The following is a 24,949-nucleotide window of genomic DNA, read 5'->3' as shown; positions in this document are numbered from 1 at the left end:
GGTCATCATTTGGAGAGGAGGGTGATAAATGTCCAAGGAGCTCATCCGTTTGACGGACTGCGTCATGTCTTACGACGATGACATTGTACTGGATCATTTAAACCTCTATATCAATGACAAGGAATTCCTCACGCTGCTGGGTCCCAGCGGGTGCGGCAAGACGACCACCCTGCGTATCATTGGTGGTTTTCTCACCCCCACCTCTGGCGACGTTTTTTTTGACGGCGTGAGGATTAATGATGTTCCCCCCCACAAGCGGGCAGTGAACACCGTATTCCAGAAATACGCCCTTTTCCCCCATCTGAATGTTTTTGAGAATGTGGCCTTCGGCCTTCGTCTGGGCAGTACCGAGACCAGTCAGGTCAATGGCAAGCCGGTCACCCGCAAGGTGAAGATCCCTGAAGCTGAGATTCGCCGCCGGGTTATGGAGATGCTGGAGGTAGTCAACCTCAAGGGCTTTGAAAAGCGCTCCATCTCCGCCCTGTCCGGCGGCCAGCAGCAGCGCGTGGCCATCGCCCGCGCTCTGGTGAACCGGCCCAAGGTGCTCCTTCTGGACGAGCCTCTGGGCGCTCTGGACATGCGCCTGCGCAAAGACATGCAGAATGAACTCAAACGCATCCAGCAGGAAATGGGCATCACCTTTATCTACGTGACCCACGACCAGGAGGAAGCCCTGGCCATGAGTGACACTGTGGTGGTCATGGATGGAGGCCGTATCCAACAGATCGGTACCCCTGAGGACATTTATAACGAACCCAAAAACGCCTTTGTGGCCGACTTCATCGGCGAGTCCAACATCATCGACGGTATCATGCGGGCCGACGGGGTGGTTGAGATCTTCAACCGGAAGTTCCAGTGCCTGGACAAGGGCTTTGCCAAGGACGAGCCGGTGGATGTGGTCATCCGGCCCGAGGATGTGGACATTGTGGACGAGGCCAGCGGACAGCTCAAAGGCACCGTCACCTCGGTCACCTTCAAAGGCGTCCACTACGACACCATCGTGGACTTCTACGGCTTCAAATGGCTCATTCAGACCACCGACTTCTGCCCCGTGGACAGCCACATCGGCATCAAGATCGATCCCGACGGCATCCACGTCATGAAGAAAAGTGCCTATTCCGGCATGTTCGGCGACTACTCCTCCTATTCCGAGGAATACGATGAGATCGGCGATGTGGACTACGATCCTGAACAGGAGGAGAGCTTCCGGGAGGACGGCCATGAAGAAGAGTAAGCGCCCCCTCCTGGCCATCCCCTATGTGGTCTGGATGGCCCTCTTTGTGGTAGCCCCCATCATCATGGTGGTCATCTACGCCTTCAGCACCGCCAGCGGCGGCTTCACCCTGGACAATTTTGCCCGGATGGAGACCTATACCGTCATCTTTACCCGCTCCTTCAAGCTGGCCATCATTGCTACCTTTGTCTGTCTCCTCATCGGCTACCCCCTGTCCTATATCATGGCCAAGGAGGGTCCCCGGTTCCAACGGGTGGGCATGATGCTCATCATGCTCCCCATGTGGGTCAACTTCCTGCTGCGGACCTACTCCTGGATGTCCATTCTGGAGAAAAACGGCCTCATCAACCAGTTCTTCTCTGCCATCGGTCTCTTTGATCTCATCAACTCCATCTTCGGCACAAATATCCAATACTTTCATATGATCGGAACCCAGGGCGCCGTGGTGCTGGGCATGGTCTACAACTACCTGCCCTTCATGATCCTGCCCATCTACTCGGTCATTGTCAAGCTGGACAATTCCCTGCTGGAGGCTGCCCGGGACCTGGGTGCTAACTCCACCGCCGTCTTTCGGAAGGTGATCTTCCCCCTGTCCCTCCCCGGCATCCTCTCCGGCGTAACCATGGTGTTCGTCCCCTCGGTGTCCACCTTCGCCATCTCCCGCCTGCTGGGCGGCGGCACCCAGATGCTGCTGGGCGACCTCATCGAGCAGCAGTTCTTGGGGGGAGCCTATAACCCCCACCTGGGCAGCGCCATCGCCCTGGTGATGATGCTCATCGTCATCGTCTGCATGTGGGTCATGAACCACTTCGGCGAGGGCGAGGAACAGGCGGTGATGCTATGAGTCTGCAAAAGAAAAACGGCTTCATGAACCGTCTGTTCATGGGCCTGGTCTTTCTCTTTCTGTATGCCCCCATCTTCCTGCTCATCGTCTTCTCTTTTAACTCCGGCAACAGCAGCGTGGTCTGGAAGGGCTTTTCCCTCCACTGGTATGTAGAACTCTTCCAGGACCGGCTCATCATGCAGAGCATTTACACCACCCTGCTGGTCTCCCTGCTGGCCACCGCCATCGCCACCGTGGCCGGCACCTTCGCCGCCATCGGCTTCTACGCCATGCGCCGCCGGTGGCGTGACCCCCTGATGACGGTGAACTCCATCCCCATGATGAACGCCGACATCGTCACCGGCGTCAGCCTGTGCCTGCTCTTTGTGGCGGTCTTCGGCCTCTGGAACGAGTTTGCCGAAAACTACCGCATCACCTTCAGCCTGTTCGGTGAGGTCTACCGTGTCACCTTCCCCAGGCTCACTCTGGGCTTCGGCACCCTGCTCATCGCCCACATCACCTTCAACATCCCCTATGTCATCCTGTCGGTGGGCCCCAAGCTGCGGCAGATGGACAAGAATCTGGTGGATGCCGCCCAGGATCTGGGCTGCACCTGGTTCCAGGCCTTCTGGAAGGTCATCCTGCCCGAGATCATGCCCGGCATTGTCTCCGGTGCCCTCATCGCCTTCACCATGAGCGTGGACGACTTCGTCATCTCCTACTTCACCGCCGGCTCCGCCACCTCTACCCTGGCCATGGCCATCTACGGCATGACCAAGAAGCGTGTGAGCCCGGAGATCAACGCTGTGTCCACACTGCTCTTCGTTACTGTACTGGCCCTGCTGGTCATCGTCAATGTCCGGGAGGCCAGAGCGGAAAAGGCCGCCGCCGCGCAGCGGTTCGACTGAGGTCTTTTGGCCCAAGGGGCCTGAAGATAATATCACCTATTCAACTGGAGGAATGATCAATTGAAGAGAATCGTAGCCTTGACCCTCGCCGGCTCCCTGGCGATGGGCCTGTTCCTGACTGGCTGCTCCGTGGAGCAAGTGAGCACCGACACCAGTACGCCAGTCAGCAGCGGCAGTGAAGGCAGCGCCAATACAGGCGACCGCGTGCTCAATGTGTGCAACTGGGGCGAATACATCGACGAGGACCTGATCACTCAATTCGAGGAGGAGACGGGAATCAAGGTCAACTATCAGACCGCTGAGAGCAACGAAGCCCTGTACTCCCTGCTCAAGAGCGGCGGCGCCAACTATGATGTCATCTGCCCCTCTGACTATATGATCTCCCAGCTCATCGAGGAGGATATGCTCCAGCCTCTGGATTACAGCAAGATCCCCAACTTTGAAAAGATCGACGACCGCTTCAAGAACCTGTCCTACGACCCCGAGAACCTCTACACCGTCCCCTACACCTGGGGCACCCTGGGCATCATCTACAACACCACCATGGTGGATGAGCCCATCACCAGCTGGAGCGCCATGTTCGATGAGAAGTACGCTGGTGACGTGCTCCTCATCAACAATTCCCGGGACGCCCTGGGTATGGCCCTCTACTACCTGGGCTACTCCGTGAACACCACCGATGAGGCTCAGATCCGTGAGGCCTTCCAGCTCCTCTCCGACGCCGTGTCCAAGGGCGTCTATCAGAGCAAGGTCATGGACGAGGCGTTCCAGAAGATGGAGCAGGGCAACGCCGCCATCGCCACCTACTACGCCGGCGATTACCTGACCATGCTGGAGAACAACCCCGACCTGGCCTACGTGGTCCCCGAGGAGGGCTCCAACTGGTTCGTGGACGCCATGTGCATCCTCAAGGACGCCCAGAACGTGGACGAGGCCCACGAGTGGATCAACTTCCTGGCCTCCACCGAGGCCAACCTGGCCAACATGGACTACATCTGGTACGCCTCCCCCAACGCCGAGGCGCTGGAGCAGTACCCCGCCTACTATGAGGAGACCTACGGCGAGCCCCTGGACATGGAGCTCTATGAGATCATGGCCGCTCCTCAGGAGGTGCTGGACCGCTGCGAGTCCTACCTGGTCCTCCCCGAGGCCACCCGCACCCTCTACAACGATCTGTGGATCGAGCTGGGCCTCTGAGCCGACCTCTCACACGCAAAGGAGACATCCCGAGGGATGTCTCCTTTTTTACTTGCCAAATGCCATGCAATGAGGTACACTGTTTTTATATTTCCGATACAAAGGAGGAATCTCCCATGTCTATTGAAGTTGGCGCCAAGGGCCGCGCCGAGACCATCGTCACTGAGCAGAATACCGCCGCCGCTGTGGGCTCCGGCCTGGTGCCCGTTTTTGCCACCCCCTATATGGTGGCTCTCATGGAAAACGCCGCCGTCAACGCCCTCACCCCCTACATGGAGGAGGGCCAGGGCTCCGTTGGTACCCATCTGGATGTCTCCCACGACTCCGCTACCCCCGTCGGTATGAAGGTGTGGGCGGAGGCTGAGGTCACCGCTGTGGACGGCAAGGCCCTCACCTTCTCCGTCACCGCCTACGACGAGGCCGGCGTCATCGGCAAGGGCACCCACAACCGCTTCATCATCACCGTGGACCGCTTCCTGGCCAAGACCGAGAAGAAGAAAGAGGGCCGCTGAGATGGCCATTGAGAAGGTCCGGGCTTTCTTCCGCGCCAGAGGCATGGAGGATCGCATCCGGGAATTCGACGTGTCCAGCGCCACTGTCGAGTTGGCCGCCCAGGCCGTGGGCTGTGAGGGCGCCCGCATCGGCAAGACCCTCTCCTTCGTCCATGAGGACGGCGCCGTGCTCATCGTCTGTGCTGGCGACGCCAAGATCGACAACAGCAAGTTCAAGGCCCAGTTCCACCACAAGGCCACCATGCTCAGCCCTGAGCAGGTGCTGGAGTTCACTGGGGACATCATCGGCGGCGTGTGCCCCTTCGCCATTGAGCACCCCAACGTCACTACCTATTTAGACATCTCCCTCAAGCGTTTCGACATTGTCTATCCCGCCGCCGGCAGTGCCAACTCCGCCGTGGAGCTCTCTCTCCCCGAGCTGGAGGAGTGTTCCGGCAGCGCCGGCTGGATCGACGTGTGCAAGGGCTGGCAGCCCGAGGGCTGAGCCATCGCCAAATACAAGAAAAGCACCGGACGGTTTTACCGTCCGGTGCTTCTTTTCATTCATTATGTATTGTGATCGCTCTGGTGGAACTGCTTCAGGTTGCCGATCTTGTGGCTGCGCTGCTCCAGCTCCTCCATCACGGCCTCCAGGGGGATTCCCTGCTGGACCATCATGACGGTCAGGTGGTAGATGAGGTCAGAGATCTCCCCCACCGTGTCGCTCTCCACGCCGTTCTTGGCGGCAATGATGGTCTCGCTGCACTCCTCCCCCACCTTCTTGAGAATCTTGTCCAGGCCCTTGTCGAAGAGGTAGCAGGTATAGGAGCCCTCCTGGGGGTTGGCCTTCCGGTCCAGCACCACCTGGTAGAGCTTGGCTAAGGTGTCGTTCATGGCACATCGTCCTTTCCGTTCATGGGGATCTCGTTGAAAAAGCAGCTCCGGGCCCCGGTGTGGCAGGTGGGACCGTCGGGCCGGCACAGGTAAAGGAGGGTGTCGGTGTCACAGTCGGTCATGACACGCTCCACATGGAGAAAGTTCCCCGAGGTCTCCCCCTTGTTCCACAGCTGCTGCCGGCTCCGGGACCAGAACCATGCCGTCCCGGTCTTTAAGGTCAGCTCCACCGCCTCCTTGTTGGTGAAGCCCAGCATGAGCACCTCCCTGGTCTCCACTTCCTGGATGATGACGGGGATCAGGTCGCTCTTCTGAAACAGTTGATCCAGATCAAACATTGGCCGCTCAGCCCTCCCAGGGGGGCCGTTCCTCCTTCCAGTCCCAGGGGTCCTCTCCCCGTTTCTCCCGTTTGGCGGTGGTCTTACCCACCGTACGGTTCTGGTGGGAAGGCTTTGAGGCCGCCTTCCGGGCCGGCTGGGCGGGGCGGCCCCGCTCCCGGCTCACATACTTGGCAGCGGCATTTCCCCGCCGCTTTCTGGTGCTGTCGCTCAGAAATTCCGCCGCCGTATCCCCCACCAGGTCCGCGGCCAGGTCCAGCAGATCGTCCAGCATGGTCTTCCCTCCTCAGCGCACCGGGATGCTCCACTCCCGGAGATAATCCTTCACCTGGGGCACGGTCAGCTCCCCGAAGTGGAACAGGGAGGCCGCCAGGGCTGCGTCACAGTTGGTCTCTTCAAATACCTCCGCGAAGTGGGCCAGGGAGCCGCAGCCCCCGGAGGCGATGACGGGGATGGAGACAGCGTCGGTAACGGCCTTGGTCATGGCCAGGTCGAAACCGGCCTTGGTGCCGTCGGCGTCCATGGAGGTGAGCAGGATCTCCCCCGCCCCCAGGGCCTCCCCTTTCTTCACCCACTCGATGAGGTCGATGCCGGTGGGCTTACGCCCGCCGGCCACCACCACCTCCCAGGTACCGTCGCCCCGTGCCTTACCATCCACCGCGAGGACCACACACTGGGAGCCGAACCGCTCCGCCGCCTCGGCAATAAGTTCCGGCCGGGCCACAGCAGCAGAGTTCACCGAGATCTTGTCCGCCCCCGCCCGCAGCAGGCGCTGAAAGTCCTCCAGGGTACGGATGCCGCCCCCCACTGTAAGGGGGACGAAGACCTGGGAGGCGGTGCGCTCCACCACGTCGGCCACGGTACCCCGGGCGTCGCTGGTGGCGGTGATGTCCAGAAAGACGATCTCATCAGCGCCCTGATCGGAATAGTATTTAGCCAGCTCCACCGGGTCGCCGGCGTCCCGGATGTTGACGAAATTGACCCCTTTCACCACCCGGCCGTCCCGGACGTCCAGGCAGGGGATGATCCGTTTGGCTAGCATTGGGGGCCCGCCTCCTTTACCGCCTCCGCCAGATCCAGGGTACCGGCGTAATAGGCCTTGCCAATGATGGCGGCGTAGAGCCCCATGTCCCGCAGGCGCTTGATGTCATCCAGGGTGGTGACTCCGCCGGAGGTCACGATGCGGCAGCTCACCGCCTTCTGAAGGGCGATAAGCTGGTCATAGGAGGGCCCGGAGAGCATGCCGTCGGTGGCGATGTCGGTATAGACGATGGTCTGCACCCCAAGCGCCTCCATCTGTTTGGCAAAAGCCACGGCGTCCAGCCCGGCGTCCTCTTCCCAGCCGGCGGTGCGGACCTTGCCGTTCAGGCAGTCGATACCCACCGCCACCCGGTCAGGCCCCCACTGGTTCAGGGCATAGGTGACCACCTCCGGGTGGGTGACGGCGGCGGAGCCGATGACAGCCCGGGCCACGCCGGACTCCACCACGGTGATGAGGTCGGGGACGGTCTTGATACCGCCACCCAGCTCCACCTTCAGGCCGGACTGCTGGATGACCTCGTAGATGAAGGGGAAATTCTTCCGGGTGCCGTCCCGGGCCCCGTCCAGGTCCACCATGTGGACCCAGGCGGCACCGGCGTCGGCAAAGCGGTGAGCGGTCTCCAGGGCGCTGTTGGCCACCTGGTGGACCGTGTCAAAATCCCCTTTTTTCAGACGGACGCAGCGGCCGTCCTTCATATCGATGGCAGGCAGCAGGATCATCGGTTCAGCCCTCCAAAATTCTTCAGGATCTGCAACCCCACCTCGCCGCTCTTCTCCGGGTGGAACTGGCAGCCGTACACGTTCCCCTTCCCCACGGCGGCGGTCACGGGCACGCCGTAGTCGGTCCGGGCGATGACATCGTCAGGGCTGCTTGCCACAGCGCAGAAGGAGTGGACAAAGTAAACGTAGCTCCCCGGCTCCACCCCGGCAAAGAGGGGAGACGGATTGGGGAAGGTCAGGCTGTTCCAGCCGATGTGGGGCAGCTTACAGTGGGTCTCGATCTTTTTCACGCTGCCGCCCACCAGGCCCAGGCCGGCGCAGGGCCGCACCTCTTCCCCCAGTTCAAAGAGAAGCTGCATCCCCAGACAGATGCCCAGAATGGGCTTCTTGGCCGCCTGGGCCAGGATGGTCTGGTCCAGCCCCGTCTCCCGCAGCTTTTCCGCCGCGTCGGGGAAGGCCCCCACACCGGGCAGGATGATGGCGTCGGCCCTTTCCATCTCCCCGGTGTCGCCGGTGACCTTGCTCTCCAGGCCCAGATAGGCCATGGCGTTGGTGACGCTCTTCAGGTTGCCCACGCCGTAGTCCACGATGGCTGTGTAGCCCATCAGAGCACCCCCTTTGTGGAGGTGACACCGGTGCCGGTGACAGCCACAGCCTCCTTCACCGCCACCCCAAGGGACTTGAAGAGGGCCTCGATGATGTGGTGGGCGTTTTTCCCATAGAGGCACTTCATATGCAGGGTCAGGCCGCTGTTCACCGCGAAGGCCCGCATAAACTCTTCGGTAAGGCAGGCGTCATAGGCCCCGATCATGGGCTGGGGCATATCGGCGTCAAAGACCAGGAAGGGGCGGTTGGAGAAATCCAGGGCGGTGAAGCACAAGGCCTCATCCATGGGGATATAGGCGGAGGCAAACCGGCGGATGCCCTTCCGGTCCCCAAGCGCCCGGCTCATGGCCTGGCCCAGGACGATGCCCACGTCCTCCACGGTGTGGTGGCCGTCCACCTCCAGGTCGCCGTCTACTTCCAGCTTCAGGCCCAGGCCGCCGTAGAAGGCGAAGGCGGTGAGCATGTGGTCAAAAAAGCCGATGCCGGTGGACACCGCCACCTCTCCGCCCTCCAGAGACAGGGAGAGCTGGATGTCGGTCTCCTTGGTCTTACGCTGGATGCTATAGGCCTGGAGGGGCCTCTCCCCTTCCCGGTACACAGGCACTTCCATCAGATTCCCTCCTCCTCAAACCGCACCCGGATGGAATTGGCGTGGGCGGTGAGCTTTTCCGCCTCGGCCAGGGTCATAATCTGGTCCTTGATGGGGGCCAAACTCCCCCGGTCGTACTGAATGACGCTCATGGTCTTGAGGAAGCTGTCCACGCTCAGGGGGGAGAAGAACCGGGCGGTGCCGCTGGTGGGCAGCACGTGGTCGGGTCCGGCCAGGTAGTCCCCCAGAGGCTCCGGAGACCAGCTCCCCATGAAGACGGCGCCGGCGTTTTTGATTTTGGGCAACAGGGACCGGGGATCGGCGGTGACGATCTCCAGGTGCTCCGGGGCGATCTCATTGGCTAGGGCGGCGCAGTCGTCCAGGTTCTCACAGACGATGGCGCAGCCAAAGTCCCTGAGGGACTGCTCCATGATCTCGGAGCGGCTCAGATAGCCGGTCTGGCGGATGATCTCGGCGTCCACCGCCTTCGCCAGCTCCATGGAATCGGTGAGCAGCACGGCGGAGGCCAGCTTGTCGTGCTCGGCCTGGCTCAGGAGGTCGGCGGCCACGAATTTGGGCTGGGCGCTTCCGTCGGCGATGACCAGCACCTCAGAGGGGCCGGCCACCATGTCGATGTCCAGCTCGCCGTAGGCCATGCGCTTGGCGGTGGCCACAAAGGCGTTGCCCGGCCCCACCAGCTTATCCACCTTGGGGATAAAGCCCGCCCCATAGGTGAGGGCGGCCACCGCCTGGGCGCCGCCCACGGCGATGCAGCGGTCCACCCCGGCGATCTTGGCGGCGGCCAGGACGGCGTCGCTCAGGTTCTCGGTGGGGGGCGTCACCATGACGATCTCCCCCACCCCCGCCACCTTGGCGGGGACGGCGTTCATGAGGACGCTGCTGGGGTAGGCCGCCGTGCCGCCGGGCACATAGATGCCCACCCGGCTCAGGCCCCGGACCACCCGACCCACGATGCCCCCGTCGGGGGAGGTCCACTCCTGGCTCTTCACCAGCAGCCTTTCGTTATAATCCCGGATGTTGGCCGCCGCCCGCTCCAGAGCGGCGATGAGCTCCTTGGGGCAGCGGTCGTAGGCCGCCGCCAGCTCCGCCTGGGTGAGCTCATAGGGCGCTTTGCGGTCGAATTTGAGGGAGTATTCCTCTACGGCCTCATAGCCCCGGGCCTTTACGTCCGCCATGACGGCGGACACCGCCCTCTGGATGTCGGCCCCCACCTGGGCGGCTCTCGCCCGCATGGCGGCGATCCGGGCCTGCTCCGCCTGCCCGTCGGCTTTGATGATCTCGATCATGCCCGTCTCTCCAATTCCCGCTCGCAGCGGCTGATAAAGTCGTCGATGGCCTCCTTGTGGAGCTTCATGCTGGCGGTGTTGACGATGAGCCGGGCGCTCACCTGAGCCACATCCTCGATGGGCACCAGGCCGTTAGCCTTCAGGGTGGACCCCGTCTCCACAATGTCCACGATGGCGTCGGCCAGGTCCAGGATGGGCGCCAGCTCCACAGAGCCCTCGATCTTGATGATGTCCACGTCCATGCCCTTCTTGGCAAAGAAGGCACGGGCCACATTGGGATATTTACTGGCGATGCGCCGGGTCTTGTAGGTGCCGTAGAAGTCGGTGCCCTCCTTCACCGCCAGGGCGAAGCGGCACTTGCCGAACCCCAGGTCCAGCACCTCATAAAAAGACTTTCCCTGCTCCAGGATGGTGTCTTTGCCCACGATGCCCAGGTCGCACACCCCATGCTCCACGTAGGTAATGACGTCGGGCGCCTTGGCCAGCACCGCCTCCAGGGGGTAGTTGGGGATGGTGTGGACCAACCGACGGCCCGGGTCCTTGATGGGGGAGCAGTCCAGGCCCATGGCCTCGAAGAGCTCCACACTTTTATCCTGAAGCCGCCCCTTGGTGAGGGCGATCCGCAGCGGCTCGCTCATAGCTCCACCCTCCTCTCGGTCCCGTTCTCCAATACCAGCACAGCCTTTGCGCCCTTCTCCTTGGCCAGGGCCATGGTCTCCTCCACCTCGCCTTGGGGGGAGAGCTCCACGGTCCCCGGCGCAGCGGCGTCCACTGCCGCCAGGGCCCGGCCCAGGTCGTCGGTGCCGTAGTGAATCAGGGTCTCCAGCCGCGCCGCCGTCGCCTCAGGGAGGCACCCGGCCACCGCGTCCACGTCCACGGCAAAGCCGGTGGCGGGCGCCGCCCGGCCGAAGGCCTCCACCAGGTTGTCGTACCGTCCGCCGGAGAGGACGGCGTCCCCCGCCCCCTCCACGTAGCCCCGGAATACCACGCCGGTATAGTAGTCGATCTGATGGACCATGCCCAGATCGAAGCGGATGTGATCGCCGTAGCCCGCCTTGCAGAGGGCGTTGTAGAGCTGCCGCAGGTAGACCAGCACAGCGCTGCCTCCGGCCAGCTCCTCGGCCTCGTCCAGCACCTCCGCCCCGCCGAAGAGGCGGGAGAGCCGCCGCAGGGCCTTACAGGCTCCCTGACCGGCGTAGGGCTCCAGCAGGTCGTTGAGGGCGGCGAAGTTCTTGCCCTCGATGAGCAGGCGCATCTGCTCGATGACGGCGGCGGGCATATCTACCCGGCTGGCCAGGTCCCGGAAAAAGCCCACATGACCCAGCTCCACATGGTAGTCCTGCACGCCGCAGGCACCCAGGGCATCCACCGCCAGGGCCACCATCTCCAGGTCGGCCCTCCAGCCGGCGGCTCCGATGAGCTCCACACCGCACTGGGCGATCTCGCTGCTGCCGCCCTTGTGCTCCTGGCCGGAGCGAAAGACGGTCTGATCGTAAAAGAGCCGCTGCGGGAGGGGCAGCGTCTTCAGCTTCGTGGCCGCCACCCGGGCGATGGGGGTGGTGCAGTCGGGCCGCATCACCATGATCTTGCCGGAGCGGTCGATGATCTTGAGCATGCTCTCCTGGGGCATGGGGTTGCCCGACTGGAGGAAGAGGTCGTAGAACTCCACCTCCGGCGTGCTCACCTCGGCGTAGCCCCGCCGCTGAAAAAGTGCCGTCAGCTCCCGCTGGACCTGCCGCCGCTCCCGGCACTCGGCAAAGAGCCGGTCCCGGGTCCCCTCGGGGGTGTTGATGGTATACAAGGGGAATCCCCCTTTCCTGTAAAGTTACTTTCGTATAGTATCACGTTACCACGCTAAAGTCAATAACTTTTCCCTGCCCGCTTGGGGCAGGGAAAGGGTCTTTCACAGGCAGACTAAATTCCGTCAAACAGGGTCATCTGGCTGGTATCCGGCATGCCGGCCAGGGCGCCGCAGGACTTGAGCAGCTCGATATGGGCCTTGGTCACCTTGGGACAGTCAAAGGAGAACTCCTCCACGGAGAGGTACTCCTTCCCCTTGCGCTGCTCCACAATGGATACGGCCGCCGTCTCACCCAGGCCGGGAATGGCCATAAAGGGCGGGATTAGGGCCTTTTTCTCCTCGTCCACCTGGAAGCGCACCGCGTCCGACCGGTAGAGGCTCATGGGCTCAAAGGTAAAGCCACGGATATAGAACTCGTAGACCACCTCCAGGGTGGTGAGCATGTCCTGCTCCACGGCGGAGGCATCCTTGTCTTTGGCCCGGATCTCGTCCATCTTGGCCTTGGCCCGCTCCAGACCCTGGCACATGACGGTGGCGTCAAAGGCCTTGGCACGGATGGAGAAGTAGGCGGCGTAGAAGGCCAGGGGCCTGTGGACCTTGAACCAGGCGATACGGAAGGCCATCATGACGTAGGCCACGGCGTGGGCCTTGGGGAACAGATAGGCGATCTTCTTGCAGGAGCCGATGTACCAATCGGGAACGCCGTGCTCCCGCATCTCGTCCTCGGCGCCCTCCGGGAGGCCGCGGCCCTTTCGGACGGCCTCCATGATCTTGAAGGCCCGCTTCTCGTTCATGCCGCAGGAGATGAGGTAGATCATGATATCGTCACGGCAGCCGATGGCCTGGCCGACGGTGGCGGTGCCGGAGAGGATCAGGTCCCGGGCGTTGCCCAGCCACACGTCGGTGCCGTGGGAGAAGCCGGAGAGCCGCACCAGGATATCGAACTCCGCCGGCTTGGTCTCCTCCAGCATGCCCCGGACGAAGGAGGTTCCGAACTCCGGGATGGCGGTGGCGCCGGTGGGCCCCAGGATCTTGTCGTCCTCGTAGCCCAGGACCTTGGAGGTGATGAAGATGCTCCGGGTGTCCGGGTCATCCAGGGGGATGGTCTTGGCGTCCATCCCGGTGAGGTCCTCCATCATGCGGATCATGGAGGGATCATCGTGTCCCAGCATGTCTAGCTTCAGGAGGTTGGACTCCATGGAGTGATATTCGAAATGGGTGGTGATGATGTCGGTATCGGTGTCGTCGGCGGGATGCTGGACCGGACAGAAGTCGTAGATCTCCTTGTCCTGGGGGATGACCACCATGCCGCCGGGGTGCTGGCCGGTGGTCCGCTTGACCCCGGTACAGCCCTTGGCCAGCCGGAGCATCTCGGCCTTGGTGGCCGTCTTGCCCCGCTCCTCCATGTACTTCTTCACGTAGCCAAAGGCGGTCTTCTCCGCCACGGTGCCGATGGTGCCCGCACGGAACACGTGGGACTCGCCGAAGAGCTCAAAGGTGTGCTTGTGGGCATTGGACTGGTACTCACCAGAGAAGTTGAGGTCGATATCGGGGACCTTGTCGCCGCCGAAACCCAGGAAGGTCTCGAAGGGGATGTTGAAGCCGTCCTTCTCGTACTTGGTACCGCACACCGGGCAGACGGCGTCGGGCATGTCGGCGCCGCAGCCCGCCCCCAGGGTCTTGGCCGTCTCGAAGTCGGCGTGCTTGCAGTTGGGGCAGCGGTAGTGGGGCGGCAGGGCGTTGACCTCGGTGATGCCCGACATGAAGGCCACGATAGAGGAGCCCACCGAGCCACGGGAGCCCACCAGGTAGCCGTGGTCCAGGGAGTCCTGGACCAGCTTCTGGGCCGACATGTAGATGACGTCGTAGTGACGCATGAGGATGTCGTGGAGCTCGGTCTCGATGCGGTCCACCACGATCTGGGGCGGCTCTTCGCCGTAGAGGCGCTTGGCCTTGCCCCACACCAAGCGCTTGAGCTCCCCTTCCGAGTCCTCCAGCTTGGGGGCAAAGAGGCCGTTGGGCAGGGGGTTCAGGTCCCCGCACCAGGCGGCGATGAGGTGGGTATTGTCGACGACCACCTCACGGGCGGTCTCCTCCCCCAGGTAGGAAAATTCCTTCAGCATCTCGTCGGTGGTGCGGAAGTAGAGGGGGTTGGGGGCGTCGGCGTCCTCGAAGCCCTTAGTGTTGAGGAGGATGTGGCGGTAGATCTCGTCCTCCGGGTCCAGGAAGTGGACGTCGCCGGTGGCCACCACCGGCTTGCCCATCTCACGCCCCAGCTCCACGATGGTACGGTTGAAGTCCCGCAGCTCCTCCTCGTCCCGGGCCAGGGTGCGGCCGGTCTTATCTGGCCGGAGCATGAAGGCGTTGTTGCTGATGGGCTGGATCTCCAGATAGTCATACCAGGAGGCGATGCGCTTGAGCTCGGCCCAGGAGGACCGCCGGGCCACCGCCTGGAAGAGCTCTCCCGCCTCGCAGGCGGAGCCCATCAGCAGGCCCTCCCGGTTGGCGTCGATGAGGCTCTTGGGCATCACCGGATACTGCTTGCGCTGGAAATGCTCCAGGTGGGCCTTGGACACCAGCTTATAGAGGTTCCTGAGCCCCGTCTGGTTCCGGGCCAGGACAATGAGGTGGCGGGCACGCCGCTTTCCCTTGCGCTTCTGGTTCTGACCGGCCACCCAGCAGTTGATGGGACCCAGGGAGTGGATGTCGTGGTCCTCCTCCAGCCGCTTGAAGAAGGGCACCAGCATATAGGCCACGGTGGAGGCGTCGTCGGTGGCCCGGTGGTGATTGAAAGCGGGGAGCCCCAGGTGGCCGGCCACCACATCCAGCTTGTGCTTGGAGAGCTGGGGCAGCAGGGCCTGGGCCAGGGGCAGGGTATCCACCGCCGTCACATCCAGGGGGATGCCCATGCGGCGGCAGCCCTCGGCGATGAAGCCCACGTCGAAGCCGGCATTGTGGGCGGCCAGGGGCCGGCCCTTCACGAAGTCCAGAAACTGCCGGATGGCCTCGGCCTGGCTGGGAGCGCCCTTCACCATGTCGTCGGTGATGCCGGTGAGCTGGCTCACCTCATAGGGAATGGGTCGCTCCGGGTCCACGAAGGTGGAAAAGATCTCGTCGGTGACCTTGCCGTCCTTGTAGACCACGGCACCGATCTCGGTGATGACGTCGTGGCGTGCGTCCAGGCCGGTGGTCTCCAGGTCAAAGCAGACGTACTCCCCGTGAAAATCGGCGTCCAGGTTTCCCCGGACGGCGGGCATGTCGTCCACGTCGTTGATGAAGTAGGCCTCCACACCGAAGAGCATCTTGATGCCCGCCTTCTTGGCGGTGGAGTAAGCCGTGGGGAAGTCATGGCAGACGCCGTGGTCGGTGATAGCGATGGCGGGATGGCCCCAGGCCGCCGCCCGCTGGATCACCTTCTTGATGTCGGTGGTGGCGTCCATGGAGGACATTTTCGTATGTAAATGGAGCTCCACACGCTTTTTCCCTGGGGCGGTGTCGGTTCGCTCCGGGGGGCGTTCCCCCTCGGCGATGCCGGTGGGCTCGATCTGGAGCTCACCCTGGTAGGGGCTCACCCGACCCTGGACGATGAGGTGCTGGCCCTCCTTCAGAGCCCCAGCCAAAGCCTTGCCCTCCTCCCCCACCAGGAACTTGGCCACTCGGATGGAGTTGGTCCGGTCGGTGATGTCAAAGCGGACGATCCACGCCCCCCGCTTCTTCATCTCCACGTGGTCGGTGGCAAAGACATCGCCCTCGATGGTCACCATCTCGGTGTCCAGGGTGATGTCGCTCATGGGGATGTGGCCGAACTTTTTGGTGATCTTCCCGAAGAGGAGCTTGCTACCCCCCTTCTCCTTCTTCTTTTCATTGGGCACCGCCGGCTTGATGTGCTTCAGGGCCTCCTGGCGGATGCGCTCGGTACGGCGAAAGACCTCCATGGGGTCCTCCTCCGCCGGGGCGGCGGGGGCGGGAGCCACGGAAGCCGGAACCTCCGGGACGGGGGGCTCCTCCACCGGGGCGGGTGCATCCACTTCCGGCGGCATGTCGGCCTCTGTGGGCATCGGCGCCTCTTCCGGAGGCATGTCGGCCTCGGTGGGCATGGGTGCCTCCTCCCAGGGTGGCAGGTCGTCCGCCGGTCCCTCCGTTGGAGCGGAGGACTCCACGGTGAGGTTCAGCCGGGCGCCGCTCAGGCCATAGACCGCCGCCAGCTCCGCCGACACCCGGTCCATCACCCCGCTGGAGATGGGCCGGGGGGCGGTCAGTTCCGCCTGGAGGCTGCGGTTGGCCTTGTCGATGACAGCGGAGGTCACCGCTGCCTCCCCCAGGAGGCTTCGGAACTCCGCCGAGGGACTCCAGGCGGAAAAGAGGGTGAAAAATGGGATCTTGTCAGACATGGCCGCTTCGGCTCCTTCTCCAGGGGTTTGTCAGATTCACAGGGTATCAATGAGGCGGAAGAGCTCGTCCACCAGCTCCGCCTGGGGCACCTTTTTCACGATCTCCCCCTTTCGGAAGAGGAGACCCACGCCGTCACCACCGGCGATGCCCACATCGGCCTCCCGGGCCTCCCCGGGGCCGTTGACCACGCAGCCCATGACGGCCACGGTGATGGGCTTGCGGACGGCACGCAGCCGCTCCTCAACCTCGTTGGCCAGGCCGATGAGGTCGATCTTGGTCCGACCGCAGGTGGGGCAGGAGATGAGCTCAGGGGCGTCCTTCCGGAGGCCCACCACCCGCAGAATATCCTGGGCGGCGTAGACCTCCTCTACCGGGTCGGCGGAGAGGGACACCCGGATGGTGTCGCCGATGCCCAGTGCCAGCAGGCCGCCGATGCCCACGGCGGACTTCAGCACCCCCATCCGGGGGGTGCCCGCCTCGGTGAGTCCCACGTGGAGGGGGTAGTCGCTCTCGGCGGCCATCTTCCGGTAGGCGGCGATGGTGCCGGGGACGCTGGAGGTCTTGAGGGAGACGCAGATGTCGTCAAAGTCCCAGCGGTTGAGGAGCTTGATGTGGCCGAAGGCAGACTCCACCAGGGCCTCGGGGGTGGGGCCGCCGTACTTGGCCAATAACTCCTTTTCCAGGGAGCCGCCGTTGACGCCGATACGGATGGGGATGTTTTTCCCGGCGCAAGCCTGGGCCACCGTCTTCACCCGGTCGGCGTCGCCGATGTTGCCCGGGTTGATGCGCACAGCGTCGGCGCCGGCAGCCACCGACTCCAGGGCCAGTTTGTAGTCGAAGTGGATGTCCACCACCAGGGGGATGTGGATGCGCTCCTTGATGGCGCCCACCGCCTTTGTCGCCGCCATATCGGGCACCGCTACCCGGATGATCTCGCACCCCGCCTCCTCCAGCCGGAGGATCTGTTCCACGGTGGCGTCCACGTCATCGGTGCGGGTGTTGCACATAGACTGGATGGTCACCGGGGCGCCGCCGCCCACCGGTACGCCCCCCACCAGAATCTGCTTGCTCATGTACGCTGCCTCCTAAAAACAGGTATGGCCGGCGGAGCTGGAAGGCCAACTCCGCCGGCTGAAGTCAATGTTTAGGTTATAATGCGGACCACGTCGTTAAAGGCCACCACCACCATCAGCAGCAGCAGCAAAACAAAGCCGGCCATATGGACATAGCCCTCGTACTTGGGGTCCAGCTTCCGGCGGGTCACCAGAGTAAAGAGCCAGTTCACCACTAGGAAGAAGATGCGGCCACCATCCAGGGCGGGGATGGGCAGCAGGTTCATCACCGCCAGGTTGATGGCGATGAAGGCGGACAGGTTGAGGATGTTCATGAGCGCCCCCAGGAAGGGGGAGCCGCCGCTCTCCGCAGCCGCCTGAGCGCCTTCCTCTCCAGCCTGGCCCATCACGTCCATGATGCCGATGACACCGGACATGTCCTTCACCCCGGCCTTACCGGTAAAGAGGTCCACCAGACTCAGGCGGACCATGCGCACCATGTCCAGGGAGGTGTACCAGCTCTGCTGGATGCGCACCAGCGGGGTGGCCTCCTCCACAGCAAAGGTGAGGCCGTACATCATCCGGGTCTGGCCCTCATAATCGTACTCCCGGGGGATCAGGGGAAAGTCGTCCAGGACGATCTTCTCCCCATCCCGCAGGATCACCAGGTCCATGGCCTCGCCACCGGCCCGTTCAAAAAAGAGATCGATATCCGTTTTGGTGTAGATTCGCTCTCCGTTCACCGAAAGGATGCGGTCTCCCACCATGAGGCCGTCGGCCCCTTCATTGGGAAAGCCGTCCATAAACCCGGCGATGACCGGCGTAACAAAGCCCACCGCCTGGCTGTATACCACCAACAGCAGCACCAGACCGGTGAGGAAATTCATAAAAGAGCCGGCTACCAGGACGATGAACTTCTTCCAGCCCGGCTTGTTGGAAAAGCTGCCCGGGTCGTCGGTGGCCTCGTCCTCCCCCTCCATGGCGCAGAAGCCGCCGATGGGGATGGCCCGGAGGGAGTACTGGGTCTCCCCCTTGGTGGTAGACCAGAGGAGGGGACCCATACCGATGGCGAACTCGTTGACCCGCACCCCCAATAGCTTGGCGGTGATGAAGTGGCCGAACTCATGGAGGGCAATGAGGATGCCGAAGATGACGATGGCGATGAGGATATAAAGCATATGATCCGGTTCTCCTTACTGCCCCGCCGATGGATTGGCACGGGCCACGGCCTCTCGGGCCGCCTGGTCTGCCTGAAAGATCTGTTCCAAGTTGGGATTCTGGACTGCCGGGACCTCAGCCATGGCCTGAGCCACCTGACGGGCGATCTCCATGAAGCCGATGCGCCGGTCCAAAAAGAGTCCCACTGCCGCCTCATTGGCCCCGTTAAGGATGGCTGTGGCAGTACCGCCGGTACGGGCGGCCTCCAGGGCCAGGGCCAGACAGGGGAAGGCCTCGGGGTCGGGGGCCTGGAAGGTGAGGCTGGGACACGTCAGCAGGTCCAGGGGCTCCGCCGGGCCGGGAGCCCGCTCCGGCCAGGTGAGGGCGTACTGGATGGGCAGGCGCATATCCGCCGCCCCCAGCTGGGCCAGCACCGCATTATCACAGTATTCCACCAGGGAGTGGACTATACTCTCCCGGTGGACCACGATGGAAATTTTTTCGGGGGGCAGCTCGTAGAGCCGCATGGCCTCGATGAACTCCAGACCCTTGTTCATGAGGGTGGCCGAGTCCACCGTGATCTTGGCTCCCATGGCCCAGTTTGGGTGCTTGAGGGCCTGCTCCAGGGTGACCCCCTCCAGCTCTTCCCGGCTCCAACCGAAGAAGGGCCCGCCGGAGGCGGTGAGGATGAGGCGCTTGACCTCTCCCCGGTCCTTACAGCCCTGGAGGCACTGGAAGATGGCCGAGTGCTCCGAATCTACGGGGACGATCTCGGCGCCCCAGCGCCGTGCCTCCGCCATGACCAGCTCACCGGCGCACACCATGGTCTCCTTGTTGGCCAGAGCGATGCGTTTGCCCTCCCGGATGGCTGCCATGGTGGGGCGAAGTCCGGCGATGCCCACCACGGCGGTGACCACGGTATCTGCGGAAGGCAGAGCAGCGGCCTCCAGGAGCCCCTCCTCCCCGGAGAGGACCCGGACAGAGGTATCTGCCAGCCGGGTCTTCAGCTCGGCGGCAGCCGTCTCATCCACGCACACCGCCAGTTCAGGCCGGAATTGCCGGGCCTGCTCCTCCAGCAGCTGGACGCTGCGGTGGGCGGTGATGGCACGGACCGGCAGGTCCAGAGCGGCGGCTACATCCAGGGTCTGTCGGCCGATGGAGCCGGTGGAGCCCAGAAGAGAGATGCTTCTCTTTTTCACGGCTCAGCCCCCCTGAATGGCGGGCAGGAAGTGGACCAGGATTTCGATGAGAGGGGCGCAGAAGATCACGCTGTCAAACCGGTCCAGCACACCGCCGTGGCCGGGGAAAATGTTGCCGAAATCCTTCAGGCCATACTGCCGCTTGATATAGGAGAAGGACAGGTCACCGATCTGGGAGACCAGGCTGCCCAAAGCGCCATAGATGGCAAAGACCACATAGTTCACCTTGAGCTGGAAGCCGAACTGCATCACTGCCCCATAGATGAGGCAGCACACGATAGCGCCCACGAAGCCGCCCACAGCCCCCTCCACCGTCTTTTTGGGAGAGAGCTCAGGGGCCAGCTTGTGCTTGCCGAAGGCCATGCCCGCAAAGAGAGCAAAGGCATCGCTGGTGAAGGCCGCCACCAGGGGGATGAGGATAAGGTAGTCCCCCAAAGGCTGATGGTCCAGCCGGACAAAGGAGGAGAGAAAATAGGGGATGAGCATGGCGAAAAAGAAGGACCCGCCCATTTTCTCCAAGGTCACGGTGTAGTGGCTGGAGATAGCCACCACAAAGATGAGCAGGAAGTAGAGAAAAATGCCCACCAGGGCAGAGCGCATACCCTCGCCGATGAAGACCCAAAAGGGGATGACGCCGGACAGGGCAATGGAGAGGGCGGAGATCTTGGGATTCTTGACAAAGCCCGTGGACCAGAGCACCTCGTGAACGGCCACCATGGAGAGGGCCGAGATCATGATGGGCAGGAAGATGGGCGGCAGCAGAAAGAAGATCACAAAGATGAGGGGGATGCACACCACCGCCACCAGAATACGTTTACCCATGGGTCACACGCCTCCAAACCGGCGGGAGCGCCCCTGATAGGCCGCCAGCGCCTTGTTCAGCTCTTCCTTGGTAAAATCAGGCCAGAGCACGTCGGTAAAGTAGAATTCGGCATAGGCCGACTGCCAGAGCAGGAAGTTGGAAATCCGGATCTCCCCACTGGGACGGATGACCAGGTCGGGATCGGGAACACCGTCGGAGAAGAGATAGGAACCAAAGGTCTCCTCGGTCAGATCCCCCGGCTTTTGATCGCCGCGGACGCAGTCCTCCGCGAAGGCCTTGGCCGCCCGCAGCACCTCGTCCCGGCCGCCGTAGTTCAGGCAGATGTTTACCTGGCAGCCCTCATAGTGGGTGGAGATCTCCTCCGTCCGCCGGCACAGGGCCTGGAGCTCGGGGTCCAGAGGGGAGAGATCGCCGAAAAAGCGCATTTTCACCCGGTCCCGCTCCATGCGGCTGATGGCCTCCAGCAAATACTTCTTCAAAAGGCCCATGATGGCGGAGACCTCCTCCGCCGGACGTTTCCAGTTCTCCGTGGAGAAGGCGTACACCGTCAGATACTCCAGTCCGATGTCCTTGCAGTAGGTAGCGATGGTACGAAAATTCTCGGCACCGGCAGCGTGGCCCGCCGTGCGGGGAAGTCCCCGCTTCTTGGCCCAGCGGCCGTTGCCGTCCATGATGATGGCCACGTGGCGGGGCAGATGGTCAAAGTCCACCTGGGCTTCCGCCGCGGGCCTGCGTTTCAAAAAGGCCATGTCAGCCTCCTAAATCCATTACTCGTGCCAACTCCCCGCCCCGCGGACGGGACGGGGAGCCAGTAAAGATGTGCGGGGCGCACAGCGCCCCGCACCTATCATGTCCAAAAGGTTTGGGCGTTACACCGCCATGAGCTCCTTCTCCTTCTTGGCGGAGAGGTCATCCAGCTCCTTGCAGCGCTTGTCGGTCAGGTCCTGGAGCTCCTTCTCGAACTCCTTGCAGTCGTCCTCGGTGATCTCGGACTTCTTCTGCTTGGCCTTGAGCTTATCCATGGCGTCCCGACGGATGTTCCGGATGGCTACCTTGCCGTTCTCGGCGTACTTCTTCACCTGCTTGGTGAGCTCCTTACGGCGCTCCTCGGTGAGCTGTGGGAAGCCCAGACGAATGGAAGTGCCGTCGTTCTGGGGGTTGATGCCCAGATCAGAGGTCTGAATGGCCTTTTCGATGGCCTTCAGAATGGAGGAGTCCCAGGGCTTGATGAGCAGGCTACGGGGATCAGGAGAGGAAATGGCAGCCACCTGGTTGATGGGGGTGGGGCTGCCGTAGTAGTCCACAGTGATCTTATCCAGGACGGCAGCATTGGCACGCCCGGCCCGGACACTGGCGAAGTCGGAGAGCACTACCTCCACGGTCTTCTGCATCTTTACGTCGTATTCCTTCAGGATCTCGTTCATCTCACTTCTCCTCCTTGACGATGGTACCCACCTTCTCGCCCATGACCACCCGGTAGATGTTCTCGGGGTCCTTCAGGGCGAAGAGGATGACGGGAATCTTGTTATCCATGGACAGGGATGTGGCGGTGGAGTCCATCACCTCCAGGTGCTGGGCCAACACATCATCATAGCTGATGCTGTCGTACTTCACTGCCGTGGGGTCCTTTCTGGGGTCGGCGCTGTACACGCCGTCAATGTTCTTGGCCAGCAGGATGGCGTCGGCGTCGATCTCCGCCGCACGCAGCACTGCCGCGGTATCGGTGGAGAAGAACGGGTTGCCGGTGCCGCAGCCGAAGATGACCACCCGGCCCTTTTCCATGTGGCGGATGGCCTTGGAGCGGATGTAGGGCTCGGCCACCGAGCGCATCTCGATGGCGGTCTGCACCCGGACGTCCACGCCCTTCTGCTCCAGCACGTCGGCGATGGCCAGGGCGTTGATGGCGGTGGCCAGCATGCCCATGTGGTCGGCCCGGGTGCGCTCCATCCGGTCGCCGCCGTCCTTCACGCCGCGCCAGAAGTTGCCGCCGCCCACCACAATGCCCACCTGGACACCGGACTCGTTACACTTTTTGATCACGTCGCAGACCCTGCCGATGACGTCAAAATCCAGCCCACGGCTGGCGTCTCCGGCCAGGGCCTCACCGCTGACCTTCAGCAGGATGCGCTTATACTGCGGTTCAGGCATAGAAAATATCCCCTTCCGTATTCTTGTATTCCTGGGCCGCACCCGGGCGGGATGCCCTCCCGGTACGGCACAACAGCCCGCAGCCGGAGCTGCGGCGCAGTTTACTCAGTCGTACCTATTTTAATATAACTTTTCCATTTTGCATAGGGGGGCAGTCAGATTTTTTAAAATTTATACACATCTAAAATCTCTCTTCAGTTTCTCTCTTTCCTGCTGCCAGGACTTATATTATAGCGACCTTGATGAAGCAGTCCACACACAGAAAAAGAGGGGATCTTTCTACGGATTGATATTCCTGCGGCGGACGAGCCGCCAGGAAGGGGATCACATCAACAATTGCACTAGAACGGCCACGGGCATGGGCGTCCAAGTGGCGTAGTGAATGTGTACACCGAGGCCCTCCTGCCTGCGCGGTCTCTCTCCCCTGATACAAAAAGGCCCCCGCCTGCCTGGAGCTGTGAACTGCCCCAGATTGTGCGGACAGTACAAAAAAGAGCCCTTAGTAGGAAAGATTAAGTTTTAAGCGGAGAGGCGTCGCGCCAGCGGCGCCTCTCCAGTTTTTAACTGGATGCGCTCATGGTTATAGAAGTAAATATAGCGGTCAATCATCTCATTGGCTTCGGAAAAGGTCGCCGGTTTGTGGCGGTAAATACATTCTGTTTTGAGGATAGAGAAGAAATTTTCCGCCATGGCGTTGTCGTACGGGTTTCCTTTCCTTGACATGGATGGTGTGATTCCGTATGCTTGAGTCAGATTGAAGTATGCTGCAGAGGTGTACTGAAATCCTTGGTCGCTGTGGAGCTGCAACTCCGCAGCGACCCTCTTTTTCTCCTGTTTCATTGCCAGATGAACGGTATCCAGAACCAAATTCACTGTCTGCTGGGTTCCAGTCTTGTAGGCGATGATGCTGTTGTCATAGAGGTCCCGGATTATGGAAAGGTACAGCACACCCTGCCTGGTGTGGATGTAGGAGATGTCTGTTACCCATTTGCTGTTAGGTTTGTCCGCATGGAACTCCCTGTTCAGCAGATTCCTGTATTTGTGTGCCTGCCGCCCCATCTGCTGCCATTTCCTGCGGCGGCGGATCTCCGAGAGCAGATCATATTTCTTCATGATTCGCAGCACAGTTTTGGGATTGCAGAAGATATTCCGGCTTTTCAGCCACAGCCACATCCGCCGGTAGCCGTAGGTGCGGAAGCTGCGTTCCCGCTGCTGTGCGATGAGCCCCGCAAGAGCCGCATCCTTTTCTGGCTTGCCTAGGCGATGGACAAAAGCATAGTAGCCGCTTCTGGACACTCCAAAGAATTTGCACATGACTGCCACTGGATACTCTGTCCTGTGACGATAGATGATATGATACTTTACCTTTGCTCTCACTTCCTTTCTGTGAAGCGCAGAAAATCCCGCAGTAGTTTATTTTCCATGCGAAGCCGTTGGATCTCACAGGCCTGCTCTGCCACAACGTCTCCTGGCGCAGCATCTTTTCTCGGCCGTCCTTTCGGTCGTGGGCGGATTCCGGCTTCCAGTTTTCGTTCTTTACGGCGCTCACGCTCAAGTAGTCTTTTTACCACCTGCTTATTCCGGAAGCCATAGTATTCTGCGACTTCCCGCTGTGTTTTCCCCTCTGCCAACATGGCCTTGATCTCTGGTAAAAGCATTTGAACGTGTGTGTAATTTCGTTTCTTCATGACAAAACCCCCTGATGTAGTCTATTTTCCTACATCAGGGGGGCTTTTGTCACTGTCCGTTTTTACTGGATCTGTTCAGCTGACGGGGGGCTTCTATATAGCAAAAGGGCTTTGGACACCTTCGCCCAAAGCCAACCCGCTGGTAATCAATTGTCTCTATCAGCAAAAAAGCCACACCTTCCGGTGCGGTTTTCTTGGTACAAGGCTTACCGCTCACTCACGGTCCGCTCCTCATTGCCGCCAAAGATCAGATCATCCACATCCAGGGGCTTTACGCGAACATTTTCCACTGCACATACCTCCTTCCCTATTGTTTGAAATTAGTATAGCAGTCCAATGGTAAAAAAGCAAGAGAAGTCTGTGGATAGTTCATAAATTTTATGTAAATAAATTGTTAACTATGCCGAATTTCATCGATCAACTCTGGAAAATCCCCTCTTGCAAAATATGAGAGCACATGTTATAATATTTAAGTCCTTTTGAGATGCAGGTGTAGTTCAATGGCAGAACGTCAGCTTCCCAAGCACCATAACTATCAGG

Annotated in this window: 26 protein-coding genes; 6 read left to right on the top strand and 20 right to left on the bottom strand. The window is 61.6% G+C overall.

Translation table 11 applies throughout. The features are described from left to right. Window positions 1-28: 28 nt before the first annotated feature. From E0E29_RS07010 to E0E29_RS06985, 6 genes are all read left to right on the top strand, one after another. The gene (locus tag E0E29_RS07010; RefSeq protein ID WP_130849256.1) at window positions 29-1,234 is read left to right on the top strand and encodes an ABC transporter ATP-binding protein; all 1,206 of its coding nucleotides are present in this window, start codon (window positions 29-31) and stop codon (window positions 1,232-1,234) included. Beyond that, on the top strand, window positions 1,221-2,078 hold the full coding sequence (locus E0E29_RS07005; RefSeq protein WP_130849255.1) for an ABC transporter permease: 858 nt from the start codon (window positions 1,221-1,223) through the stop codon (window positions 2,076-2,078). The genes E0E29_RS07010 and E0E29_RS07005 overlap by 14 nt, the downstream gene beginning before the upstream one ends. Beyond that, window positions 2,075-2,965 (top strand): ABC transporter permease, encoded by an 891-nt coding sequence (locus E0E29_RS07000; protein ID WP_207303585.1) that lies wholly within the window; start codon window positions 2,075-2,077, stop codon window positions 2,963-2,965. Before E0E29_RS07005 ends, E0E29_RS07000 begins: the two co-directional genes overlap by 4 nt. A 60-nt stretch (window positions 2,966-3,025) precedes the next feature. Further along, a complete protein-coding gene (locus tag E0E29_RS06995) occupies window positions 3,026-4,162 on the top strand; it encodes an ABC transporter substrate-binding protein (RefSeq protein ID WP_130849254.1) in 1,137 nt (378 codons plus the stop codon). 116 nt (window positions 4,163-4,278) lie between these two features. Continuing rightward, window positions 4,279-4,674, top strand: coding sequence for a thioesterase family protein (locus tag E0E29_RS06990; protein WP_130849253.1), 396 nt, complete (start codon window positions 4,279-4,281; stop codon window positions 4,672-4,674). Between the two features lies 1 nt (window position 4,675). Continuing rightward, window positions 4,676-5,158 (top strand): YbaK/EbsC family protein, encoded by a 483-nt coding sequence (locus E0E29_RS06985; RefSeq protein WP_130849252.1) that lies wholly within the window; start codon window positions 4,676-4,678, stop codon window positions 5,156-5,158. Window positions 5,159-5,220: 62 nt separating this feature from the next. On the opposite strand, the gene hisE is transcribed toward E0E29_RS06985, so the two are convergent. The 20 genes from hisE to E0E29_RS06885 form a co-directional block, all read right to left on the bottom strand. Next, entirely contained in the window at window positions 5,221-5,547 is a 327-nt protein-coding gene (gene hisE / locus E0E29_RS06980; RefSeq protein WP_130849251.1) for a phosphoribosyl-ATP diphosphatase, read from the bottom strand. Continuing rightward, a complete protein-coding gene (gene hisI / locus E0E29_RS06975) occupies window positions 5,544-5,885 on the bottom strand; it encodes a phosphoribosyl-AMP cyclohydrolase (protein WP_130849250.1) in 342 nt (113 codons plus the stop codon). The genes hisE and hisI overlap by 4 nt, the downstream gene beginning before the upstream one ends. A gap of 7 nt (window positions 5,886-5,892) precedes the next feature. After that, window positions 5,893-6,159 (bottom strand): hypothetical protein, encoded by a 267-nt coding sequence (locus E0E29_RS06970; RefSeq protein ID WP_130849249.1) that lies wholly within the window; start codon window positions 6,157-6,159, stop codon window positions 5,893-5,895. A 12-nt stretch (window positions 6,160-6,171) separates the two neighbouring features. Further along, a complete protein-coding gene (gene hisF / locus E0E29_RS06965; RefSeq protein ID WP_130849248.1) occupies window positions 6,172-6,927 on the bottom strand; it encodes an imidazole glycerol phosphate synthase subunit HisF in 756 nt (251 codons plus the stop codon). Beyond that, the gene (gene hisA / locus E0E29_RS06960; RefSeq protein ID WP_130849247.1) at window positions 6,921-7,646 is read right to left on the bottom strand and encodes a 1-(5-phosphoribosyl)-5-[(5-phosphoribosylamino)methylideneamino]imidazole-4-carboxamide isomerase; all 726 of its coding nucleotides are present in this window, start codon (window positions 7,644-7,646) and stop codon (window positions 6,921-6,923) included. The genes hisF and hisA overlap by 7 nt, the downstream gene beginning before the upstream one ends. After that, window positions 7,643-8,251, bottom strand: coding sequence for an imidazole glycerol phosphate synthase subunit HisH (gene hisH / locus E0E29_RS06955; RefSeq protein ID WP_130849246.1), 609 nt, complete (start codon window positions 8,249-8,251; stop codon window positions 7,643-7,645). Before hisH ends, hisA begins: the two co-directional genes overlap by 4 nt. Beyond that, a complete protein-coding gene (hisB, locus tag E0E29_RS06950; RefSeq protein ID WP_130849245.1) occupies window positions 8,251-8,862 on the bottom strand; it encodes an imidazoleglycerol-phosphate dehydratase HisB in 612 nt (203 codons plus the stop codon). The genes hisH and hisB overlap by 1 nt, the downstream gene beginning before the upstream one ends. Next, the gene (gene hisD / locus E0E29_RS06945) at window positions 8,862-10,148 is read right to left on the bottom strand and encodes a histidinol dehydrogenase (RefSeq protein ID WP_130849244.1); all 1,287 of its coding nucleotides are present in this window, start codon (window positions 10,146-10,148) and stop codon (window positions 8,862-8,864) included. Before hisD ends, hisB begins: the two co-directional genes overlap by 1 nt. After that, complete coding sequence (gene hisG / locus E0E29_RS06940) at window positions 10,145-10,786, bottom strand: ATP phosphoribosyltransferase (RefSeq protein ID WP_130849243.1); 642 nt, start codon at window positions 10,784-10,786, stop codon at window positions 10,145-10,147. The genes hisD and hisG overlap by 4 nt, the downstream gene beginning before the upstream one ends. After that, window positions 10,783-11,949, bottom strand: coding sequence for an ATP phosphoribosyltransferase regulatory subunit (gene hisZ, locus E0E29_RS06935; protein ID WP_130849242.1), 1,167 nt, complete (start codon window positions 11,947-11,949; stop codon window positions 10,783-10,785). The genes hisG and hisZ overlap by 4 nt, the downstream gene beginning before the upstream one ends. Window positions 11,950-12,062: 113 nt before the next feature. Then, a complete protein-coding gene (locus E0E29_RS06930; protein ID WP_130849241.1) occupies window positions 12,063-16,340 on the bottom strand; it encodes a PolC-type DNA polymerase III in 4,278 nt (1,425 codons plus the stop codon). A gap of 36 nt (window positions 16,341-16,376) precedes the next feature. Beyond that, the gene (gene ispG / locus E0E29_RS06925; RefSeq protein ID WP_130849240.1) at window positions 16,377-17,414 is read right to left on the bottom strand and encodes a flavodoxin-dependent (E)-4-hydroxy-3-methylbut-2-enyl-diphosphate synthase; all 1,038 of its coding nucleotides are present in this window, start codon (window positions 17,412-17,414) and stop codon (window positions 16,377-16,379) included. 71 nt (window positions 17,415-17,485) lie between these two features. Further along, window positions 17,486-18,571 (bottom strand): M50 family metallopeptidase, encoded by a 1,086-nt coding sequence (locus E0E29_RS06920; protein WP_130849239.1) that lies wholly within the window; start codon window positions 18,569-18,571, stop codon window positions 17,486-17,488. 15 nt (window positions 18,572-18,586) lie between these two features. Then, window positions 18,587-19,750 carry a 1-deoxy-D-xylulose-5-phosphate reductoisomerase gene (locus E0E29_RS06915; RefSeq protein ID WP_130849238.1) on the bottom strand — a complete coding sequence of 388 codons (1,164 nt, stop codon included), beginning with the start codon at window positions 19,748-19,750 and terminating at the stop codon, window positions 18,587-18,589. A gap of 3 nt (window positions 19,751-19,753) precedes the next feature. Beyond that, a complete protein-coding gene (locus E0E29_RS06910) occupies window positions 19,754-20,572 on the bottom strand; it encodes a phosphatidate cytidylyltransferase (RefSeq protein ID WP_130849237.1) in 819 nt (272 codons plus the stop codon). Between the two features lie 3 nt (window positions 20,573-20,575). Then, complete coding sequence (locus tag E0E29_RS06905; protein WP_130849236.1) at window positions 20,576-21,322, bottom strand: isoprenyl transferase; 747 nt, start codon at window positions 21,320-21,322, stop codon at window positions 20,576-20,578. A gap of 120 nt (window positions 21,323-21,442) precedes the next feature. Then, window positions 21,443-21,997: a ribosome recycling factor gene (gene frr / locus E0E29_RS06900; protein WP_130849235.1), complete on the bottom strand. Its 555-nt coding sequence runs from the start codon at window positions 21,995-21,997 to the stop codon at window positions 21,443-21,445. A gap of 1 nt (window position 21,998) precedes the next feature. Continuing rightward, complete coding sequence (gene pyrH / locus E0E29_RS06895) at window positions 21,999-22,721, bottom strand: UMP kinase (protein ID WP_130849234.1); 723 nt, start codon at window positions 22,719-22,721, stop codon at window positions 21,999-22,001. 519 nt (window positions 22,722-23,240) lie between these two features. Beyond that, window positions 23,241-24,044, bottom strand: coding sequence for an IS3 family transposase (locus E0E29_RS06890; RefSeq protein ID WP_242622339.1), 804 nt, complete (start codon window positions 24,042-24,044; stop codon window positions 23,241-23,243). A 50-nt stretch (window positions 24,045-24,094) separates the two neighbouring features. Next, window positions 24,095-24,409, bottom strand: a complete 315-nt coding sequence (locus E0E29_RS06885) for an imidazolonepropionase (RefSeq protein WP_130848458.1) — start codon at window positions 24,407-24,409, stop codon at window positions 24,095-24,097. Between the last annotated feature and the right edge of the window lie 540 nt (window positions 24,410-24,949).

Source organism: Intestinimonas timonensis, from assembly GCF_900626145.1.
GTDB lineage: Bacteria > Bacillota > Clostridia > Oscillospirales > Oscillospiraceae > Intestinimonas > Intestinimonas aquisgranensis.
Note: the sequence above shows the minus strand (reverse complement) of the source record. Positions and strands in the feature narration are given on the sequence as shown.

What these genes read in the sequence shown, in the direction of transcription:
- E0E29_RS07010 (WP_130849256.1), top strand. Translation starts at nt 29, where the DNA reads ATGTCCAAGGAGCTCATCCGTTTGACGGACTGCGTCATGTCTTACGAC.
- E0E29_RS07005 (WP_130849255.1), top strand. Translation starts at nt 1,221, where the DNA reads ATGAAGAAGAGTAAGCGCCCCCTCCTGGCCATCCCCTATGTGGTCTGG.
- E0E29_RS07000 (WP_207303585.1), top strand. Translation starts at nt 2,075, where the DNA reads ATGAGTCTGCAAAAGAAAAACGGCTTCATGAACCGTCTGTTCATGGGC.
- E0E29_RS06990 (WP_130849253.1), top strand. Translation starts at nt 4,279, where the DNA reads ATGTCTATTGAAGTTGGCGCCAAGGGCCGCGCCGAGACCATCGTCACT.
- E0E29_RS06985 (WP_130849252.1), top strand. Translation starts at nt 4,676, where the DNA reads ATGGCCATTGAGAAGGTCCGGGCTTTCTTCCGCGCCAGAGGCATGGAG.
- hisE (WP_130849251.1), bottom strand. Translation starts at nt 5,547, where the DNA reads ATGAACGACACCTTAGCCAAGCTCTACCAGGTGGTGCTGGACCGGAAG.
- hisI (WP_130849250.1), bottom strand. Translation starts at nt 5,885, where the DNA reads ATGTTTGATCTGGATCAACTGTTTCAGAAGAGCGACCTGATCCCCGTC.
- E0E29_RS06970 (WP_130849249.1), bottom strand. Translation starts at nt 6,159, where the DNA reads ATGCTGGACGATCTGCTGGACCTGGCCGCGGACCTGGTGGGGGATACG.
- hisF (WP_130849248.1), bottom strand. Translation starts at nt 6,927, where the DNA reads ATGCTAGCCAAACGGATCATCCCCTGCCTGGACGTCCGGGACGGCCGG.
- hisA (WP_130849247.1), bottom strand. Translation starts at nt 7,646, where the DNA reads ATGATCCTGCTGCCTGCCATCGATATGAAGGACGGCCGCTGCGTCCGT.
- hisH (WP_130849246.1), bottom strand. Translation starts at nt 8,251, where the DNA reads ATGGGCTACACAGCCATCGTGGACTACGGCGTGGGCAACCTGAAGAGC.
- hisB (WP_130849245.1), bottom strand. Translation starts at nt 8,862, where the DNA reads ATGGAAGTGCCTGTGTACCGGGAAGGGGAGAGGCCCCTCCAGGCCTAT.
- hisD (WP_130849244.1), bottom strand. Translation starts at nt 10,148, where the DNA reads ATGATCGAGATCATCAAAGCCGACGGGCAGGCGGAGCAGGCCCGGATC.
- hisG (WP_130849243.1), bottom strand. Translation starts at nt 10,786, where the DNA reads ATGAGCGAGCCGCTGCGGATCGCCCTCACCAAGGGGCGGCTTCAGGAT.
- E0E29_RS06930 (WP_130849241.1), bottom strand. Translation starts at nt 16,340, where the DNA reads ATGTCTGACAAGATCCCATTTTTCACCCTCTTTTCCGCCTGGAGTCCC.
- ispG (WP_130849240.1), bottom strand. Translation starts at nt 17,414, where the DNA reads ATGAGCAAGCAGATTCTGGTGGGGGGCGTACCGGTGGGCGGCGGCGCC.
- E0E29_RS06920 (WP_130849239.1), bottom strand. Translation starts at nt 18,571, where the DNA reads ATGCTTTATATCCTCATCGCCATCGTCATCTTCGGCATCCTCATTGCC.
- E0E29_RS06910 (WP_130849237.1), bottom strand. Translation starts at nt 20,572, where the DNA reads ATGGGTAAACGTATTCTGGTGGCGGTGGTGTGCATCCCCCTCATCTTT.
- E0E29_RS06905 (WP_130849236.1), bottom strand. Translation starts at nt 21,322, where the DNA reads ATGGCCTTTTTGAAACGCAGGCCCGCGGCGGAAGCCCAGGTGGACTTT.
- frr (WP_130849235.1), bottom strand. Translation starts at nt 21,997, where the DNA reads ATGAACGAGATCCTGAAGGAATACGACGTAAAGATGCAGAAGACCGTG.
- pyrH (WP_130849234.1), bottom strand. Translation starts at nt 22,721, where the DNA reads ATGCCTGAACCGCAGTATAAGCGCATCCTGCTGAAGGTCAGCGGTGAG.
- E0E29_RS06885 (WP_130848458.1), bottom strand. Translation starts at nt 24,409, where the DNA reads ATGAAGAAACGAAATTACACACACGTTCAAATGCTTTTACCAGAGATC.